Origin of the sequence: Streptomyces sp. NBC_00503 (assembly GCF_036346895.1) — a bacterium.
Classification (GTDB): domain Bacteria; phylum Actinomycetota; class Actinomycetes; order Streptomycetales; family Streptomycetaceae; genus Streptomyces.
Genome location: NZ_CP107855.1, coordinates 3006527 through 3022164 on the forward strand (window position 1 = coordinate 3006527; position 15638 = coordinate 3022164).

The following is a 15638-nucleotide window of genomic DNA, read 5'->3' on the forward strand; positions in this document are numbered from 1 at the left end:
TCCGTCGGCACCAGAAGGCGTCCGGATGGTGTCCGGACGCCATCAGGACGCCGACCGCGGGCCACGCGGGCATCCCCGCAACCCTAGAGGCGGCCCGGCGGGCCCGCATCCCGCGACGCGCCGGGGATCGCGACGCGCCGGGGATCGGGCGGGGGTGGATATCGGGCCGAGGCGGGGATCAGGCGGACGCGGGGGCCGCCACGGCGGCCGAGGCGGCCTTGCGGACGGCTCCGGCGACCGCGCCCGCGACCTTGTCGTTGAAGACCGACGGGATGATGTAGTTGGCGTTGAGCTCGTCCTCGCCGACCACGTCGGCCAGGGCGGTCGCGGCGGCCAGCATCATCTCGGTGTTCACCGTTCGCGACTGCGCGTCGAGCAGGCCGCGGAAGACGCCCGGGAAGACCAGCACGTTGTTGATCTGGTTCGGGAAGTCGGAGCGGCCGGTGGCCACGACGGCGGCGGTCTGGCGGGCGATCGCCGGGTCCACCTCGGGGTCCGGGTTCGCGAGCGCGAACACGATCGCACCTTCGGCCATGGCGGCCACGTCGTCGCCGGACAGTACGTTCGGGGCCGAGACGCCGATGAACACGTCGGCGCCGACCACGGCCTCCTTCAGGGTGCCCGTGTAGCCCTCGGGGTTGGTGTTGTCGGCGATCCAGCGCAGCGGGGAGTCCGCGGCCGCGTCGACGAGGTCGGGGCGGTCCGCGTGCACGACGCCGTGGATGTCGGCGCTGACGACGTTCTTGACGCCCGCCGCGAGGAGCAGCTTGAGGATGGCGGTACCGGCCGCGCCGGCGCCCGACATGACCACCTTGACGTCGCCAACTGCCTTGCCCACCACGCGCAGCGCGTTGGTGAGGGCGGCCAGGACAACGATGGCGGTGCCGTGCTGGTCGTCGTGGAAGACGGGGATGTCGAGGGCCTCGCGCAGGCGGGCCTCGATCTCGAAGCAGCGCGGCGCGGAGATGTCCTCGAGGTTGATGCCCGCGAAGCCCGGCGCGATGGCCTTGACGACCGCGACGATCTCGTCGGGGTCCTGGGTGTCCAGGCAGATCGGCCAGGCGTCGATGCCGGCGAAGCGCTTGAAGAGGGCCGCCTTGCCCTCCATGACGGGCAGCGCGGCCATCGGGCCGATGTTGCCCAGGCCCAGCACGGCGCTGCCGTCCGTCACGACTGCGACGGAGTTGCGCTTGATGGTCAGGCGGCGGGCGTCCTCGGGGTTCTCGGCGATCGCCATGCACACGCGGGCCACGCCCGGGGTGTAGATCATCGAGAGGTCGTCGCGGTTGCGGATGGGGTGCTTGGAGGCCATCTCGATCTTGCCGCCGAGGTGCATCAGGAAGGTTCGGTCGGAGACCTTCCCGAGCGTGACCCCGTCGATCCCCCGCAGCTTGCCGACGATCTCGTCCGCGTGCGCCGTGGAGGTCGCGGCGATGGTGACGTCGATGCGGAGCTTTTCGTGGCCGGAGGCGGTCACATCGAGGCCGGTGACCGAGCCACCGGAGGACTCCACGGCGGTGGTGAGCTGGGAGACCGCGGTTCCGCTCGCGGGCACTTCCAGGCGGACCGTCATCGAGTACGAGACGCTGGGCGCCGTTGCCATTGCCGTGTTCCTCTTCTGTCCCTGGTTTTTCTGTACACGCAGGGTCCTACGGCGCACCCCCAGAACACGGCAGGTGCGGCAGGACCTGTTGTCCGATCGTCCCACCTACCAGCCGGTACAAGGTAACCAGCTACAAATTTCGGAAAGACACTTCCACCATACGAGATTCTCAGGGTCTTCGGAATGGGTGGCCCATACAAAAAAGTCCGCGCCCCCCACCGGAGTGGAGGACGCGGACCTGGTGATTCGTACGTCTATGACACCGACCCGCCATGCTCGCCTCGCGGCAAGTGGTCGCTCTAGGCGACGAAGGTTGGGCCCGGGGGCTTGGATCGAGTCGGTGCCTTCACCAGGCTAACAAAGGTTCGCCAGATGTGATCCCCCTACCGGCAGAAGCTTCCGACGACCACGCGGGTGGCCGCCGACCAACCAGCCGTACGCACCTGCGGCGCCCCGCCCGGCCTCCCCCACCGAAGGGCGTACGGGGCCCTGAGCGGCCCGGAGGACCACGGGTGAACAGCCACCCGGCCCCGGACCGCCCGCCCCCGCTACGGCTGCAGCAGCGCTGCGACGCCCTGCGCGTCCGGGGCGTCCTGCGCCGTGGAGACCACCGTCAGCTGCTGCGTCGCACGGGTCAGGGCCACGTAGAGCACCCGCAGGCCCGCCGGGGACTCGTCCGCGATCTCCGCCGGGGAGACGACCACCGTGGCGTCGTACTCCAGACCCTTCGCCTCCAGGCTGCCCAGCGCGACCGCCCGCTCCCCCAGGTCCGCGAGCCACTGCGCGGCCTCCACCCGCCGGTCCATGGCCACGACCACGCCGACCGTGCCGTCGACCTGCTCCAGCAGCCGCCGGGTCTCCTCCCGGACCGTGGTGCGCAGATCGTCCGCCACCGCCGTGAACCGCGGCTCGAGCCCCGTGGAGCGCACCGCCGTCGGCGGCTCCATGCCCGGCGCGGCCAGCTTCAGCACCCGGGAGGCGACCTCCGCGACCTCGGCCGGGTTGCGGTAGTTCACCGTCAGGGTGAACCGGCGCCGCGGCCGCGAGCCCAGCGCCTCGTCGCGCGCCGCCGCGGCCTCCTCCGGATCCGTCCACGAGGACTGCGCCGGGTCCCCGACCACCGTCCAGGTGCCCATCCGGCCGCGCCGACCCACCATCCGCCACTGCATCGGCGTCAGGTCCTGCGCCTCGTCGACGATGACGTGCGCGTACTCGGTGCGCTCCGCCGCGAGCCGCTCGGCCCGCTCCCACTGGGTCTCCTCGCGGGTCGGCATCAGCTCCTCCAGCCCGCTCAGGTGGTCGAGGGGGTTCAGCTCCCGCTTCTTCTTGGGCCGCGCGGGCGCGCCGATCAGCTGCTGGAGCTCGTCGAGCAGCGCCACGTCGTGCACCGACAGCGCGCCCTTGCCGTCCGGGCCCACCCGGCGCAGGGAGCGCGCCAACTGCCGGGTCTCACGCGGGTTCAGGTCGCGGCGCGACCAGCGCGCCAGGCGCCGCTCGTCGGCCATGGAGGCCAGCACCCCGCGCGGGGTCAGCTCGGGCCACCAGGCGTGCAGGAACTCGATGAACGCGTCCTCGGTCGAGATGTCCTCGTCGAAGGCGGAGCGCAGCTCGGCGGCGAGCTCCGGGTCGCTGTGCCGGCCAGCGCCGCCGGACTTCGAGTACAGCGCGTCCAGGAGGAGCTTGCGGGCGCGCGGGCGCAGCAGGTTGAGCGGGGTGGTGCCGGACAGGACGTTCTGCCGGATCCGCTCGAGGTCGGGGGCCTCCAGCTCCTGGCGGCGGCCGAAGGCCACCACGCGCAGCCGGTCGGGGGCGGGCGTCCCGCCGGGGCCGCCGAGCTCCAGGGCGCCCCGTACGGCCTTGCGCAGCACCTTCAGCATCCGGGACGAGCCCTTGATCCGGGCCACGCCCGGATCGTCGTACGTGGTCGCCTCGGCCCCGTCGACGAGCGAGCCGAGCGCACGGATGGCGACCTGGCCCTCTTCGCCGAGGGAGGGCAGGACGCCCTCGGTGTACGCGACGAGCAGCGGGGTCGGGGAGACGATGAGGATGCCTCCCGAGTAGCGCCGGCGGTCCTGGTAGAGCAGGTAGGCGGCGCGGTGCAGGGCGACGGCGGTCTTGCCGGTGCCCGGTCCGCCCGCGACCTCGGCGACCGAGGCGGCGGGCGCCCGGATGACGAGGTCCTGCTCGGCCTGGATGGAGGAGACGATGTCGCGCATCGAGTGGGTGCGGGCCCGCCCGAGGGCGGCCATCAGGGCGCCGTCGCCGATGACGGGCAGTTCGCTCCCGTCGAGGAAGGCGGTGACCTCGGGTCGCATCAGGTCGTCCTCGACGCCGAGCACCTTGCGGCCCTTGGAACGGATCACGCGACGGCGTACGACGCGGCCGGGCTCCTTGGGGGTGGAGCGGTAGAACGGCGCGGCCGCGGGGGCCCGCCAGTCGATGACGAGCGGCGCGTAGTCGGAGTCGAGGACCCCGATGCGGCCGATGTGGAGCGTCTCGGCGATGTCCGCCGTCAGATCGGCGCGGATCGCATCGTCGGCGGGCTCGACGGAGGTGAACGCGCCGTCCGGCCCGCGCTCCCCGTCCTTGCCGTGGACCAGGTCGATCCGGCCGAACAGGAAGTCCTCGAACTCGTTGTTGAGACGGTTGAGGTGGATTCCGGCTCGGAAGACCTGTGCGTCCCTCTCGGCGAGGGCGCCGGGCGTGCCGACCTGGCCACGCTTGGCGGCGTCGTTCATCAGGAACTCGGCCTCGTGGATCTTCTCCTCAAGGCGTCGGTACACGTGATCGAGATGCGTCTGCTCGACCGCGATCTCCCGATCGCGGACGGAATCCGCCGTGCTGTCGACAGCGGCATTCTGCGCGGCCACCAAGGCCCCTTTCGGTCGTGCATGGGCGACCGTCAACCGTACGCGAAGGGGCCCCTGCGCGCACGCCCGTTCCGGGAAGGCTCGCGGATCAAGACGAAGATCACGTCCGGCGGGGGCCGGACGGCCTCCCCGGGCAGGGTCATCCGGGCCTGGATTCGAGCACGCGGCGCCGGTGGCGGGCCACGCGTTCGCGGTTCCCGCACCGCTCGCTGGAGCACCAGCGGCGCCGGTGTCCGCGGGAGGTGTCGAGGTAGACCCGGGCGCACCCGTCCCCCTCGCAGGCCCGCAGCAGCGCCCGGTCCCCGGGATCGGTGAGCAGTTCCACCGCGTCCCGGGCCACGGCGGCGAGCAGCCCGGCGCATTCGACGCCGCCGCACAACTCCCGCACGAGGTGCCCTTCTTGGTCCTGTACGGCACACAGTCCCGGGGGTGGACCGGCGGCCGCCGCGTTGACCCGGGCCAGCGCGGCCGCGGGCGGCGAGGCCCCCGCGAGCTCGGCCCGTACGAGGCTCTCGACATCGGCGCGCAGCACCCGGAAGGCCTGGACCCAGTCGGCTCCCACCCGGGCGAGCGGGGTCCGGTCGGGCACCAGCCCGGCTCCGGCGAGCCACAGCCGCAGCTCGTCCCCGTCCCCGATCCCCTCGGCTCCCCCGCCGTCCCTGCGGGACTCGAAGGTGGCCACCAGGTCCAGGCAGATCCGCCCGGAGTCGAACCACATATCCGTCACCGCCTCACTCTTGGGGCGTGCCCCCAGAGTGCCCTTCCCGCGGGCGGGCGGCTAGAGGGCGAACGGCGGTAAGACGGATGGGGACCGGGTGGGGGCGGCCGGTCGGATCAGAGGGCGGGCGGGTCGTCGTGGAGCAGCCGCTGGAAGAGACGGTGGTCCTGCCAGTCCCCGCCGACGTGAAGGTAGCGGGGCGCGAGCCCGTACTGCTCGAAGCCGGCCTTCGCCAGCACCCGCTGCGAGGCCAGGTTGCCGACCCGGGTCCCGGCTTCGACCCGGTGCAGCCCGACCTCGTCGCGGGCGATCCGGCAGACCTCCTCCAGCGCGGCGGTGGCCAGCCCCTTGCCCGCCCAGGCCTGATCCACCCAGTAGCCGACACCGCCGCTGCAGAGCGGCCCGAGCGCGATGGAGCCCAGGTTGATCGCCCCGATCGGCACCCCGCCGCCGATCAGCACGTAGGGCCGCACCCGCCCGCCGTCCCGGTCCGCGAGCAGATCCTCGATCCGCGCGAGCTGCCCGGCCTCGGTGTAGAACCCCTCGGCCCGCCGGGGCTCGTAGGGCGCCATGTATTCCTGGTTCCGCTCCAGCACCTCGGCGAGCCCGGCCGCGTCCGCCGGCCGGATCTCCCTCATCTCCACACCGTCAATGATCATCCGGGCACGCTAACGGATCCCCGTCAGTCCGCGCAGGCCCCCGCGTCCAGCGACAGCCGGTAGCCCCGCTTGACGACGGTCTGGATCAGGTTCGGCACCCCCAGGGCGACCCGCAGGCGAGCCATCGCCGTTTCCACCGCGTGCTCGTCGCGGCCCGCACCCGGGAGGGTGCGCAGGAGTTCGGAGCGGGCCACCACCCAGCCCGGCCGGCGGGCCAGGGCCCGCAGCAGGGCCATGCCGGCCGGGGGGACCGGGCGGAGCTCGGTGTCCAGGAGGACGGCGTGGCCGCGCAGCTCCAGGCGGTGGCCGGCGACCGGCAGCACCCGCGCCCGGCCCGGGAGTTCCTGGCAGAGGAGCTGTACGAGGGGGCCGAGCCGGAAGCGTTCGGGCTGGACCGTGGCCACCCCTTCCGCCTGCAGCGGCAGGGCCGTCACCGGGCCCACGCAGGCCGACAGCACCGACCCGCCGGTCAGCGCCGCGAGCACGGGTTCCCGTACGCCCCGTTCCTGGGCCCGCGACAGCATCGAGGCGGCCGCCGGCGCCGAGGTGAAGCCGACCGCGTCCACCCCGCCCGCGACGACCGCGTCGAGCAGCCGGTCCAGCGGGCCGAGGTCCTCGGGGGGCATCCAGCGGTACACCGGTACGCCGACCACCTCGGCCCCGCCCGCCCGCAGGGCCTCGATGAACCCGGGCAGCGGCTCCCCGTGCAGCTGGAGGGCGATGCGCCGGCCGGCCACCCCGGCGGTCAGCAGCCGGTCGAGCACCTCGGCGAGCGACTCCGACCCCGGGGACCAGGTCTCCACGAGCCCGGCGGCCCGGATCGCGCCCTTGACCTTCGGCCCGCGCGCCAGCAGCTCGGTCTCCCGCAGCCGCCCGAGCAGTTCCTCGCCGAGCCCCCACCCGTCGGCGGCCTCGATCCATCCCCGGAAGCCGATGGCGGTGGTGGCCACGACCACGTCGGGCGCGCAGCCGATGAGTTCCTTGGTCGCGGACAGCAGTTCGGTGTCGTCGGCGAGCGGCACGATCCGCAGGGCGGGCGCGTGCAGCACCGTGGCCCCCCGGCGGCGGAGCAGGGCGATGAGGTCGTCGGCCCGGCGGGCGGCCGTGACCCCGATGGTGAAGCCCGCGAGCGGCCCGGCGGCCGGGACCGGCCCGGTGGGGGTGTCGTACATGGTGACCTGCCTCGCGCAGTGGTCGGGTCCGGCGTCGGGTCCGGCGTCGGGTCCGGTGTCGCGTTCACACGCACTCGCATGAAGTTCGCGTGAACCGAGCCTGCCCCGGGGGCGTATCAGGCTCGGTTCACGCGTATTTCGGTGCCGTTAACCAGGATGTGGCGGCCGTTACACCGAGGTGAGCTGCGGCTTCACCTCCGCGCCCGGCGCGGGGATCATGACCTGCGCGGGCCGGCGAAGGTATACCGCCCAGGTGACGGCGCAGCACGCTGCGTAGAAGCCGAGGAAGGTCACGAAGGCCGCCGTGCCCGAGCCGGAGCCGAGGAACGCGGCCCGGAAGACCAGGTTGATGCCGAGCCCGCCGAGGGCTCCGACCGCCCCGATGAGTCCCATGGAGGCGCCGGACAGCCGCCGCCCGTACGCGGCCGCGTCCTCGCCGCTCATGCCGCGCACCAGCGCCTTCACCTGGAAGATGCCGGGGATCATCTTGTAGGTCGAGCCGTTGCCGAGCCCGCTGAGGACGAACAGCGCCACGAACCCGACGAGGAACACCGGCAGGGACTCCCTTACGGAGGCCAGGATCACCACTCCGGTGGCCGCCGCCATCCCCACGAAGGTCCCGAGGGTGATGCGCGCCCCGCCGAACCGGTCCGCGAGGGCCCCGCCGACCGGCCGGATCAGCGAGCCGAGCAGCGGTCCGATGAAGGTGAGCGAGGCCGCCTGGAGCGGGGTGCGGCCGAACTGCGTCTGGAGGACCAGTCCGAAGGCGAAGCTGTAGCCGATGAAGGACCCGAAGGTGCCGATGTAGAGGAACGCCATGATCCAGGTGTGGGGTTCGCGGACCGCCTCCAGTACGGCGCCCGTGTCGTTGCGCACGGGGGCCAGGTTGTCCATCCGCAGCGCGGCGAGCGCGGCCGCAATCACGATGAGCGGGATGTAGGCGCCGAGCAGCAGCCTCGGGTGGCCGGCCCCGGCCGTGCCGATGACCAGCAGTGCGACGAGCTGGACCACGGGGACGCCGATGTTGCCGCCGCCCGCGTTGAGGCCGAGGGCCCAGCCCTTCTTGCGCAGCGGGAAGAAGGCGTTGATGTTCGTCATCGACGAGGCGAAGTTGCCGCCGCCGACCCCGGTCAGCGCGGCCACCAGCAGGAAGGTGCCGTACGAGGTCCCGGGCTCCATGACCAGCCACGCCGCCACGGTCGGCGCGAGCAGCAGCAGCGCGCTGACGACCGTCCAGTTCCGGCCGCCGAAGCGGGCCACGGCGAAGGTGTAGGGGACGCGGACCAGGGCGCCGACGCAGGTGGCGGTGGCGATGAGGAAGAACTTCCCGGCGGGGTCGATCCCGTACTTGGGGCCCATGAAGAGGACCATCACCGACCACAGGGACCAGATCGAGAACCCGATGTGCTCGGAGAGCACGGAGTAGACCAGGTTGCGCCGGGCGGTCTTCTCCCCCGTCTCCCTCCAGAAGGTCTCGTCCTCGGGATCCCACCGCTCGATCCAGCGGCTTCCCTTGCGCGGTGCGGTCGTAGCGGTCGTACTGGTCATCACACGCCTCCACAGCTGCTGCGATCACGTCGCATCGCGGCGCGCCTCGTAGCGTCGCGTCGCATCTCGTCCGTGGTGACGACCGTAGAAACGGCTCGTTTCCGCCCCGGTCCCCGCCGGATGACCGCCGGGAAACCTTGCTCTCACCCGCCGCCGCGGCCCGGTGTGAGCGAGGCCGCCGCCGCGCTCGCGGGTGACGGCAGCCAGCTGTCCGGGGGCACCTCCAGCCAGCCGTGCCCGGCGGCCAGCTCCGCCGCGGCGGCGCGCAGCGCGTCCAACCCGGGGTGGGCGAAGCCCTTCCGCCACACCATCGACAGCGGCGACAGCGGCACCGGTCCGGTCAGCGGCCGCTTCACGCAGCCGGGCAGATCGACGAAGCCCACCGTCGCCAGGACCGGGTTGCCGGTCTTGGCCATGACCCGGCGGAACTCGTCCTTGCCGACCGCCACCGGCGCGGGCGGCGCCGCCTCGATCCCCCGCCCGGCGAACAGCTCGCGGGCCAGCCCGGTCCACTCCAGGGTCCGCGGATTGCCGGCCCCGGCGTACACGGTCTCCCCCGCGAGCGCCCGCAGCGGTACGTGTTCCAGCGCGGCCAGCGCGTGCCCGTCGGGCAGCAGCACCGCGAGCGGCTCGTACCGTACGGGCACCTGCGCGAGGCGGGCCCGCAGCGCCGGGGCGAGGCCGTCGGCGTACCCGAAGGACACGTCGAGGCGGCCGGCGGCGATCTCGGCGGCGGCGTGGGTGAGCCCGGATTCGAAGCGGGCCATCAGCTCGCAGTCGGGGGCGAGTTCGCGGGCCCGGTCCAGGACGGTGCGGGCGGTGCCGGGGCCGTCGGTGTTGAGGTCGACGAGCAGCGGCCGGGACCCGCCGTCCCCGGCGAAGGCGGCGGCCAGCTCCTCGTGGGCGGCGAGCACCCGGCGGGCCAGGGGCAGCAGCCGCTCCCCGTCCGCGGTCAGTTCGACGGCTCGGGTGGTACGGACGAACAGGGGTGCTCCCAGGCCCTGTTCGAGGCGGCGCACGTCCCGGCTCAGGGCCTGCTGGGCGACGTACAGCCGGGCGGCGGCGCGGGTGAAGTGCAGCTCCTCGGCCACCGCGAGGAAGGCGCGCAGCAGCCGGGGGTCCAGGTCTCGGGGCGTCACCCCAGGAGACTAACGGCGATTGACAACGGGAAGCGGTGAATCGCGCCCGAACAGGTGTTGGACCGGGCACGGGCGGCGCCCCGAGTCTGATGCCATGCCCACGACGCCCACGCCCACGGCCACGCACACGACCGCTCGCCCCGGCTCCCCCGGCCCGCTGATGACCGTCACCGGGGCCACCCTGGTCCTCGCCGCCGCAGCAGCCACCCCGGCCACCCGGGCTCGTCCGGCCCGCTCCCCCGGCCCGTACCGGCGGCTGTTCGCCCTCCCGGGCACCCGCGGATTCACCACCGGGAACCTCATCGCCCGCCTCCCCACGGGCATGTTCGGCATCAGCGCCGTCATGATGATCGCGGGCCAGCGCGGCTCGTACGCCCTCGCCGGAGCCGTGGTCGCGGCCGGCCTGGCCGCCACCGCGGTCGTGGCACCCTGGACGGCCCGGCTGGTGGACCGGCACGGGCAGGCGCGCATCGCCGTCCCCGCCACCCTGATCGCGGTCCTCGGCTCGCTCTGCCTGGTCGTGTGCGTCCGTACCCAGGCACCCGCCTGGACCCTGTTCGCCTCCTACGCCGCCACCGCGACCACCCCCAACATCGGCGGCATGTCCCGCGCCCGCTGGACCCACCTGCTGGGGGACGACCGCGCCGCGCACCACACGGCGATGTCCTTCGAACAGGCCGCCGACGAGCTCGCGTACATGCTCGGCCCGGTGGCCGCCGCGTTCCTGTGCACCGCCGTCTTCCCGGAGGCGGGCACCCTCACGGGCGCCGCGCTGCTCCTCACCGGCATGCTGGTCTTCACCGCCCACCGCGGCACCGAGCCGCCGCCGTCCCCGCCCTCCCGCTCCGGCGCCCGCCTGCGCAGCCTGTTCCCCCTCCTCCCGCTCTTCCTGGCCCTCGGCGCGATGTTCGGCTCGCTGGAGATCACCTCCGTCGCCCACCTCGGCGCCCACGGCCTCGGCGCGCTCTCGGGCCCGGTCCTCGGCCTCCAGGCGGCGGGCTCCTGCGCGGCCGGCCTGCTCTACGGAACCCTCCGCCCGCGCGGACTGGCCACCTGCCTGGCCGCCCTGGCCGGGGCCATGGCGCTCCCCTGGGCTGCGGCGGCCACCGGCTCGGTGCTCCCCCTGGCCCTGGCACTGCTGCTCGCCGGCATGGCCACGGCCCCGGTCATGGTCACCGCGATGTCCCGGATCCACCGAGTGACCCCGCCGGGCCGCCTCAACGAGGGCATGACCCTGGCCGTCACCGCCCTCTTCGCCGGCATAGCGGCAGGCTCCGCCGCCGCCGGCTCCGCGATCGACCACCTGGGCACGACGACCCCGTACGCCCTCCCCGCGACGGCGGCCCTCCTGGCACTCCTCGTCGGAGCCCGTCCGGGGCGTCGCGGAGATTCCCGGTAGCGGGGAACCCGGCGCCCCCCGATTCCATCTCCTAGATCGGCTCCGACGACCGGCCGCCCGCAGCACCCCGGCATTGATCAACCACTGACGAAAGCAATCCATGCGCCCTCCACTCAACAAGGTCCGCTCGATCGCCCGGCGACTTCGAGGCGCCCTCGCTCCCGCTCCGCCGATCCGGAGCCGCCGGCCTCCCGTTCTGCAGGGCCGGGTGAGCGAACCCTTCGCCTCCTCCGTCGGAACGCACGTGCAGATCTGCGCCCACCCCGACGACGACCTCTTCTTCATGGCGCCCGATCTCTTCCATGCGGTCGCCGCCGGGGCCGAAGTGGTCAGCGTGTACCTCGTCGCGGGCGAGGCGGACGGGCGCAACGTGCCGCTCGGCAAGAACGGCCGTGATGATCTGCCGGTCGATTACGAGGGGTACGTGGCCGCCCGCCAGCGCGGTCTGCGCGCGGCGTACGCGGATGCGGCGCGCGCCGACACGGCGGCCCCCTGGACGTACGAGGCGTACGGCACGTCGAGCGGTTTCCAGGTGGAACGGGCCGTCCTGGGAGGCGAGGGCCCGCCCGTCACCCTCTACTTCTTCAACCTGGCGATGGCGGGCGGCACTCCGCCCATGCGCCTGCACAGGCTCTGGACGGGAGAGATCGAGGAGCAGTGGGCCCGGCGCCCGAGCGGTTCGCCGTTGCCGGACGTACGCAACGCGATCACCCGGGAGGGGCTCCTGGACGCCCTGGTCGACCTTCTGGCCGAGCACCGGCCCACGACGGTGCGCACCCTCGATCCGGACCCCGACCACGCCACTTACGACAACGGCCGGGTCACCTACCACGACCACCAGGAGCACACCGCGGCCGCGCTGTTCGCCTTCGAGGCGCTGCGCCGCTACGACACCCGGGCTCCGCAGGACGCACCCGTGGTCGAGAGCTACCGGGGTTACGGCAACAAGGTCTGGCCGGACAACCTGAGCGGGCCGACGTTCCAGGACAAGGTCCGTCGCCTCGACATCTACGGAGGAAGGGACGGCCGCCGGCGCAAGCACGGCATCGACCCCGGCGACTTCCAGCTCGGCGACCGCGCCCACCGCAAGCCCTACGGCCGGAGCACGTACGCGCGCTATTCCCACTCCTCGACATGGCTGCGGCAGGACGGCAGCGGCGCCCTCACGGCCTTCACCGTGCTCAACGGCAATCCCGTCCAGTGGCACGAGCACGAAGGTGTCCCCACCCACGCACCGTTGGGCACCGGAGCCCCCGAAGGGGGCACGTTCTCAACCCAGTTGAACGTCGTCGCCACCGACGACGGACTGCTGCACGTGTTCGGCGTCCACATGTCGCTGGCGGCGGGCCGCTACGAGCACCGCCGCGACGTCATGCTGGTCTCCCAGCAGCAGCCGGGCGGCCCCTTCGGCAGCTGGCAGAACCTCGGGAACCCGTACAACGTCGAGGGCCCCAACCCGATCAAGCGCAGGGAGATCGGCCAGCCCGAACCCGCCGCTCTGCCCGGCGGGCGCCTCGAACTCGTGGTGCGCAACTTCGGCCACGGCCTGAGCCACCGCCGCCAGGAACCCACCGGCGCCTGGAGCCCCTGGCACGACCTGGGAGGGACCGTCCAGGAAGGCGTCGCCTGGGAGACTTCCCCCGACGGCGCCCCCGAGTTGTACGCCCCGGCCTCCGACCGGATCATCCGCTGGAGCCGGGACAAGGCGTCGTCCCCCTTCAGCCGCGGCGACGCGCTCCCCTTCCCCGCCCCGGCAGGACCCATCACCCATCTCGCAATGGATCAGAACCGCTCCCTGCTGCTCGTGCGCGAGCCCGGCACCGGCCGGATCCTGTGCTACCACCGGCAGAGCCCGGAGGGGCCCTGGCAGGCCGAGCCGCAGGTGCTCGGCGGCCACGGCGGCACCGGCCCCGTCACCGCCACCCGGACCCACGACGGCAGGATCGCCCTCGCCGCCCGCAACGACGGCGGCACCATCAGTTTCGCCTGGCTTCCGGAGGGCGTGCAGGAACCGGCGCCCACGTGGATCGCATCGGGCCCGCTGTCGGCACACGCACCCTCCTCGGTGCTGGCCTCGGACGGCTGCGTGGCGACCGCGGTCCTCGGTGTGGACGCACGCCTGCACCTGGCCCGCTGGACCCCGGGGGCCCCGGCGCCCGTGTGGGGGCAATAGCCGGCGCAGGTCGATCCACGGGCCATTACATGCGAAAAGCCCCTGACCTCGCGACGTAATCGCAGGTCAGGGGCCACATGGGGTGGTGGAGATGGCGGGAATCGAACCCGCGTCCAACGGTGCAGAAGTAGGGCTTCTCCGAGCGCATTCCGCTGCGCTTTTCTCAGCCCCGGAGATCACACGGACAAGTCTCCGACGGGCTCAGTCACTGTTTGATTTCCCTCAAGCTCCCGCGACCGGAGCTAGAGGTTTAGATCCCTTGTTGACGCCAGGATCCGGACCGGGACCACTTCCGGGCTGACGCTCCTCACAGAGGCTTCAGCTCACTGTTATTAGGCAGCGAGGGTGAAGCGGGAGTTATCGCTCTTGGAGTTGGCGATTATTGTTTGCGACATATGGTTAACGAGATCATTGCCGCTTTCTCGGCTCGCTTCCCCTACATCGACATCCGCTGTCGAAACCGATCATCCCCATGTTTCACGCTATTCAGTTAGGCAACATGCCCCGGCGGCTCCACCGGTCGTACCGGTCTCGCCAGGACTGTTCTCACCACCCGCAAGCGCGTGATGCTGACGCCATCGTACGCGAAGTGGACCACGGTGTGCCAGAAGATTAAAGCTGGCCGCGCTCCTTGCGCTTCACGGCCGAGATCACCCGGTTCGTCTCGCGCGTGTCCTGCTGCTCGCGCAGCGACTGCCGCTTGTCGTACTCCTTCTTGCCCTTCGCCAGCGCGATCTCGATCTTCGCCCGGCCGTCCTTGAAGTACAGGGCGAGCGGCACGATCGTGTTGCCGGTCTCCCCCGTCTTCGAGTCGAGCTTGTCGATCTCCTCGCGGTGCAGGAGGAGCTTGCGCTTGCGCCGCGCGCTGTGGTTCGTCCAGGTGCCCTGGCTGTACTCCGGCACGTGCACGTTGTAGAGCCAGGCCTCGCCGCTCTCCACCGACACGAAGCCGTCGACCAGCGAGGCACGGCCCTGGCGCAGGGACTTGACCTCGGTACCGGTGAGCACGAGACCGCACTCGTAGGTGTCGATGATCGTGTAGTCGTGCCGCGCCTTCTTGTTCTGGGCGATCAGCTTGCGCCCTGTTTCCTTTGCCATAGTGCGGTCATTTTCGCACTACCGACCCGCACCGATGCCACTCAATACCGTCCGGGCCCGATCCTCGACCCCGTCCGCCACCGCCAGGTCCGGGGTGATGCCGCCGCCGTCCAGGCTGCGGCCCGCCGGAGTGCGGTACGTCCCCACCGTCAGCTCGGCCACCGAACCGTCCGGGAGCTGCGTGGGCATCTGCACCGAGCCCTTGCCGAAGGTGCGGGTGCCCACGGCCACCGCGCGGCCGCGGTCCTGGAGGGCCCCGGTCACCAGCTCGGCCGCGCTCATCGTGCCGCCGTCGATCAGCGCCACCAGCGGCCGGGCCGTGTCCCCGCCGGGGGTCGCGTAGAGGGCGTGCTGGGTGCCGCGCACGTCGTACGTGGCCACGAGCCCGCCGTCCAGGAAGGCCGAGGCGGCCGTCACCGCCTCGGTGACCAGACCGCCCGTGTTGCCGCGCAGGTCGAGCATGACCCCGCCGCCGGGCGGGGCGGCGCGGACGGCGGCCCGGACGCTGTCGCCGGAACCCCGGGTGAAGGAGGCCACCTTGATGACGGTGATCCCGCCGGGGATCTTCCGTACGGTCACCGGCTCGGCGCGCAGTTCCTCGCGCCGCACGGTCTCGGTGAGGTCCGCGCCGTCGCGGGTCAGGTTCAGGACGACGGGGGTTCCGACGGCGCCGCGCAGCAGGGCCACCACCTCGGCGACGCGCAGGCCCGTCACGCCCTGCCCGTCGATGCTCAGCAGCCGGTCCCCGGCGCGCAGGCCGGCCCGGGCCGCGGGGCCGCCCGGCTGGACCCGGTCGATCTCGATGCGGCCGTCGCGCAGGCGTCCGGCCCACAGGCCGACCCCGGTCCAGTGGCCATCGAGGTCGTCGGAGAAGGCCTCGTACTCGCTCTGGTCGTACACCGTGCCCCAGCGGTCCCCGCTGCGGCTGACCACCTCCTGGGCGGCCTTCTTGGCGGACTTGCCCTCGGCGACGGCCTCGGCGGCCGCGCCGGCCACCGCTTCGCGGTCGGCCGTGGCGGCGGAGCGGGGCGCCGCGGCTTCCCCGGACCCGCCCGGCCGTAAGGGCGCGGCAGGACCCGTACGGGCCACCAGGACGGACGGGGCCGCGGAGGCGTCCGGCCGGTCGCCCTCCCGGTCCCAGCTGCCCGTGCACGCACCGGCGCCGACGGCCGCGCAGAAGGCCAACGTCAAAGCGGCCCCGCGACGCAGGTCGCGGGGCCGGAGACAGAAGGCGGGAATACTCGGCAGGCCCAGCATGG

11 protein-coding genes and 1 other RNA gene are annotated in these 15638 nt (G+C 72.7%); 2 read left to right on the plus strand and 10 right to left on the minus strand.

The window, feature by feature from the left end; translation table 11 throughout:
• Positions 1-178 precede the first annotated feature (178 nt).
• From OG490_RS14060 to OG490_RS14090, 7 genes are all read right to left on the minus strand, one after another.
• Positions 179-1603, minus strand: coding sequence for an NAD-dependent malic enzyme (locus tag OG490_RS14060; protein ID WP_330296626.1), 1425 nt, complete (start codon positions 1601-1603; stop codon positions 179-181).
• A 548-nt stretch (positions 1604-2151) separates the two neighbouring features.
• On the minus strand, positions 2152-4473 hold the full coding sequence (locus tag OG490_RS14065; protein WP_330296627.1) for a HelD family protein: 2322 nt from the start codon (positions 4471-4473) through the stop codon (positions 2152-2154).
• A 139-nt stretch (positions 4474-4612) separates the two neighbouring features.
• On the minus strand, positions 4613-5191 hold the full coding sequence (locus OG490_RS14070) for a CGNR zinc finger domain-containing protein (protein WP_330300918.1): 579 nt from the start codon (positions 5189-5191) through the stop codon (positions 4613-4615).
• 116 nt (positions 5192-5307) lie between these two features.
• Positions 5308-5850, minus strand: a complete 543-nt coding sequence (locus tag OG490_RS14075; protein WP_330296628.1) for a GNAT family N-acetyltransferase — start codon at positions 5848-5850, stop codon at positions 5308-5310.
• Positions 5851-5873: 23 nt separating this feature from the next.
• Positions 5874-7022, minus strand: coding sequence for a uroporphyrinogen-III synthase (locus OG490_RS14080; protein WP_330296629.1), 1149 nt, complete (start codon positions 7020-7022; stop codon positions 5874-5876).
• Between the two features lie 168 nt (positions 7023-7190).
• A complete protein-coding gene (locus tag OG490_RS14085; RefSeq protein WP_330296630.1) occupies positions 7191-8570 on the minus strand; it encodes a nitrate/nitrite transporter in 1380 nt (459 codons plus the stop codon).
• 143 nt (positions 8571-8713) lie between these two features.
• Entirely contained in the window at positions 8714-9709 is a 996-nt protein-coding gene (locus OG490_RS14090) for a LysR family transcriptional regulator (protein ID WP_330296631.1), read from the minus strand.
• Positions 9710-9803: 94 nt separating this feature from the next.
• On the opposite strand from OG490_RS14090, the gene OG490_RS14095 reads away from it, so the two are divergent.
• Both OG490_RS14095 and OG490_RS14100 read left to right on the plus strand, forming a co-directional pair.
• The gene (locus OG490_RS14095) at positions 9804-11108 is read left to right on the plus strand and encodes an MFS transporter (protein WP_330296632.1); all 1305 of its coding nucleotides are present in this window, start codon (positions 9804-9806) and stop codon (positions 11106-11108) included.
• 208 nt (positions 11109-11316) lie between these two features.
• The gene (locus tag OG490_RS14100; RefSeq protein WP_330296633.1) at positions 11317-13281 is read left to right on the plus strand and encodes a PIG-L family deacetylase; all 1965 of its coding nucleotides are present in this window, start codon (positions 11317-11319) and stop codon (positions 13279-13281) included.
• An 83-nt stretch (positions 13282-13364) separates the two neighbouring features.
• Here the strand turns inward: OG490_RS14100 and ssrA are convergent.
• From ssrA to OG490_RS14115, 3 genes are all read right to left on the minus strand, one after another.
• Positions 13365-13753, minus strand: a transfer-messenger RNA (tmRNA) gene (ssrA, locus tag OG490_RS14105).
• 140 nt (positions 13754-13893) lie between these two features.
• Positions 13894-14379 carry an SsrA-binding protein SmpB gene (smpB, locus tag OG490_RS14110; RefSeq protein WP_330296634.1) on the minus strand — a complete coding sequence of 162 codons (486 nt, stop codon included), beginning with the start codon at positions 14377-14379 and terminating at the stop codon, positions 13894-13896.
• Between the two features lie 18 nt (positions 14380-14397).
• A complete protein-coding gene (locus OG490_RS14115) occupies positions 14398-15636 on the minus strand; it encodes a S41 family peptidase (RefSeq protein ID WP_330296635.1) in 1239 nt (412 codons plus the stop codon).
• Positions 15637-15638: the final 2 nt, after the last annotated feature.

Bases quoted from the DNA above. Each gene is read 5' to 3' on its own strand.
- OG490_RS14085 (WP_330296630.1), bottom strand. From the start codon at position 8,570: ATGACCAGTACGACCGCTACGACCGCACCGCGCAAGGGAAGCCGCTGG.
- OG490_RS14115 (WP_330296635.1), bottom strand. From the start codon at position 15,636: ATGCTGGGCCTGCCGAGTATTCCCGCCTTCTGTCTCCGGCCCCGCGAC.
- OG490_RS14095 (WP_330296632.1), top strand. From the start codon at position 9,804: ATGCCCACGACGCCCACGCCCACGGCCACGCACACGACCGCTCGCCCC.
- OG490_RS14060 (WP_330296626.1), bottom strand. From the start codon at position 1,603: ATGGCAACGGCGCCCAGCGTCTCGTACTCGATGACGGTCCGCCTGGAA.
- OG490_RS14070 (WP_330300918.1), bottom strand. From the start codon at position 5,191: ATGTGGTTCGACTCCGGGCGGATCTGCCTGGACCTGGTGGCCACCTTC.
- OG490_RS14075 (WP_330296628.1), bottom strand. From the start codon at position 5,850: ATGATCATTGACGGTGTGGAGATGAGGGAGATCCGGCCGGCGGACGCG.
- smpB (WP_330296634.1), bottom strand. From the start codon at position 14,379: ATGGCAAAGGAAACAGGGCGCAAGCTGATCGCCCAGAACAAGAAGGCG.
- OG490_RS14080 (WP_330296629.1), bottom strand. From the start codon at position 7,022: ATGTACGACACCCCCACCGGGCCGGTCCCGGCCGCCGGGCCGCTCGCG.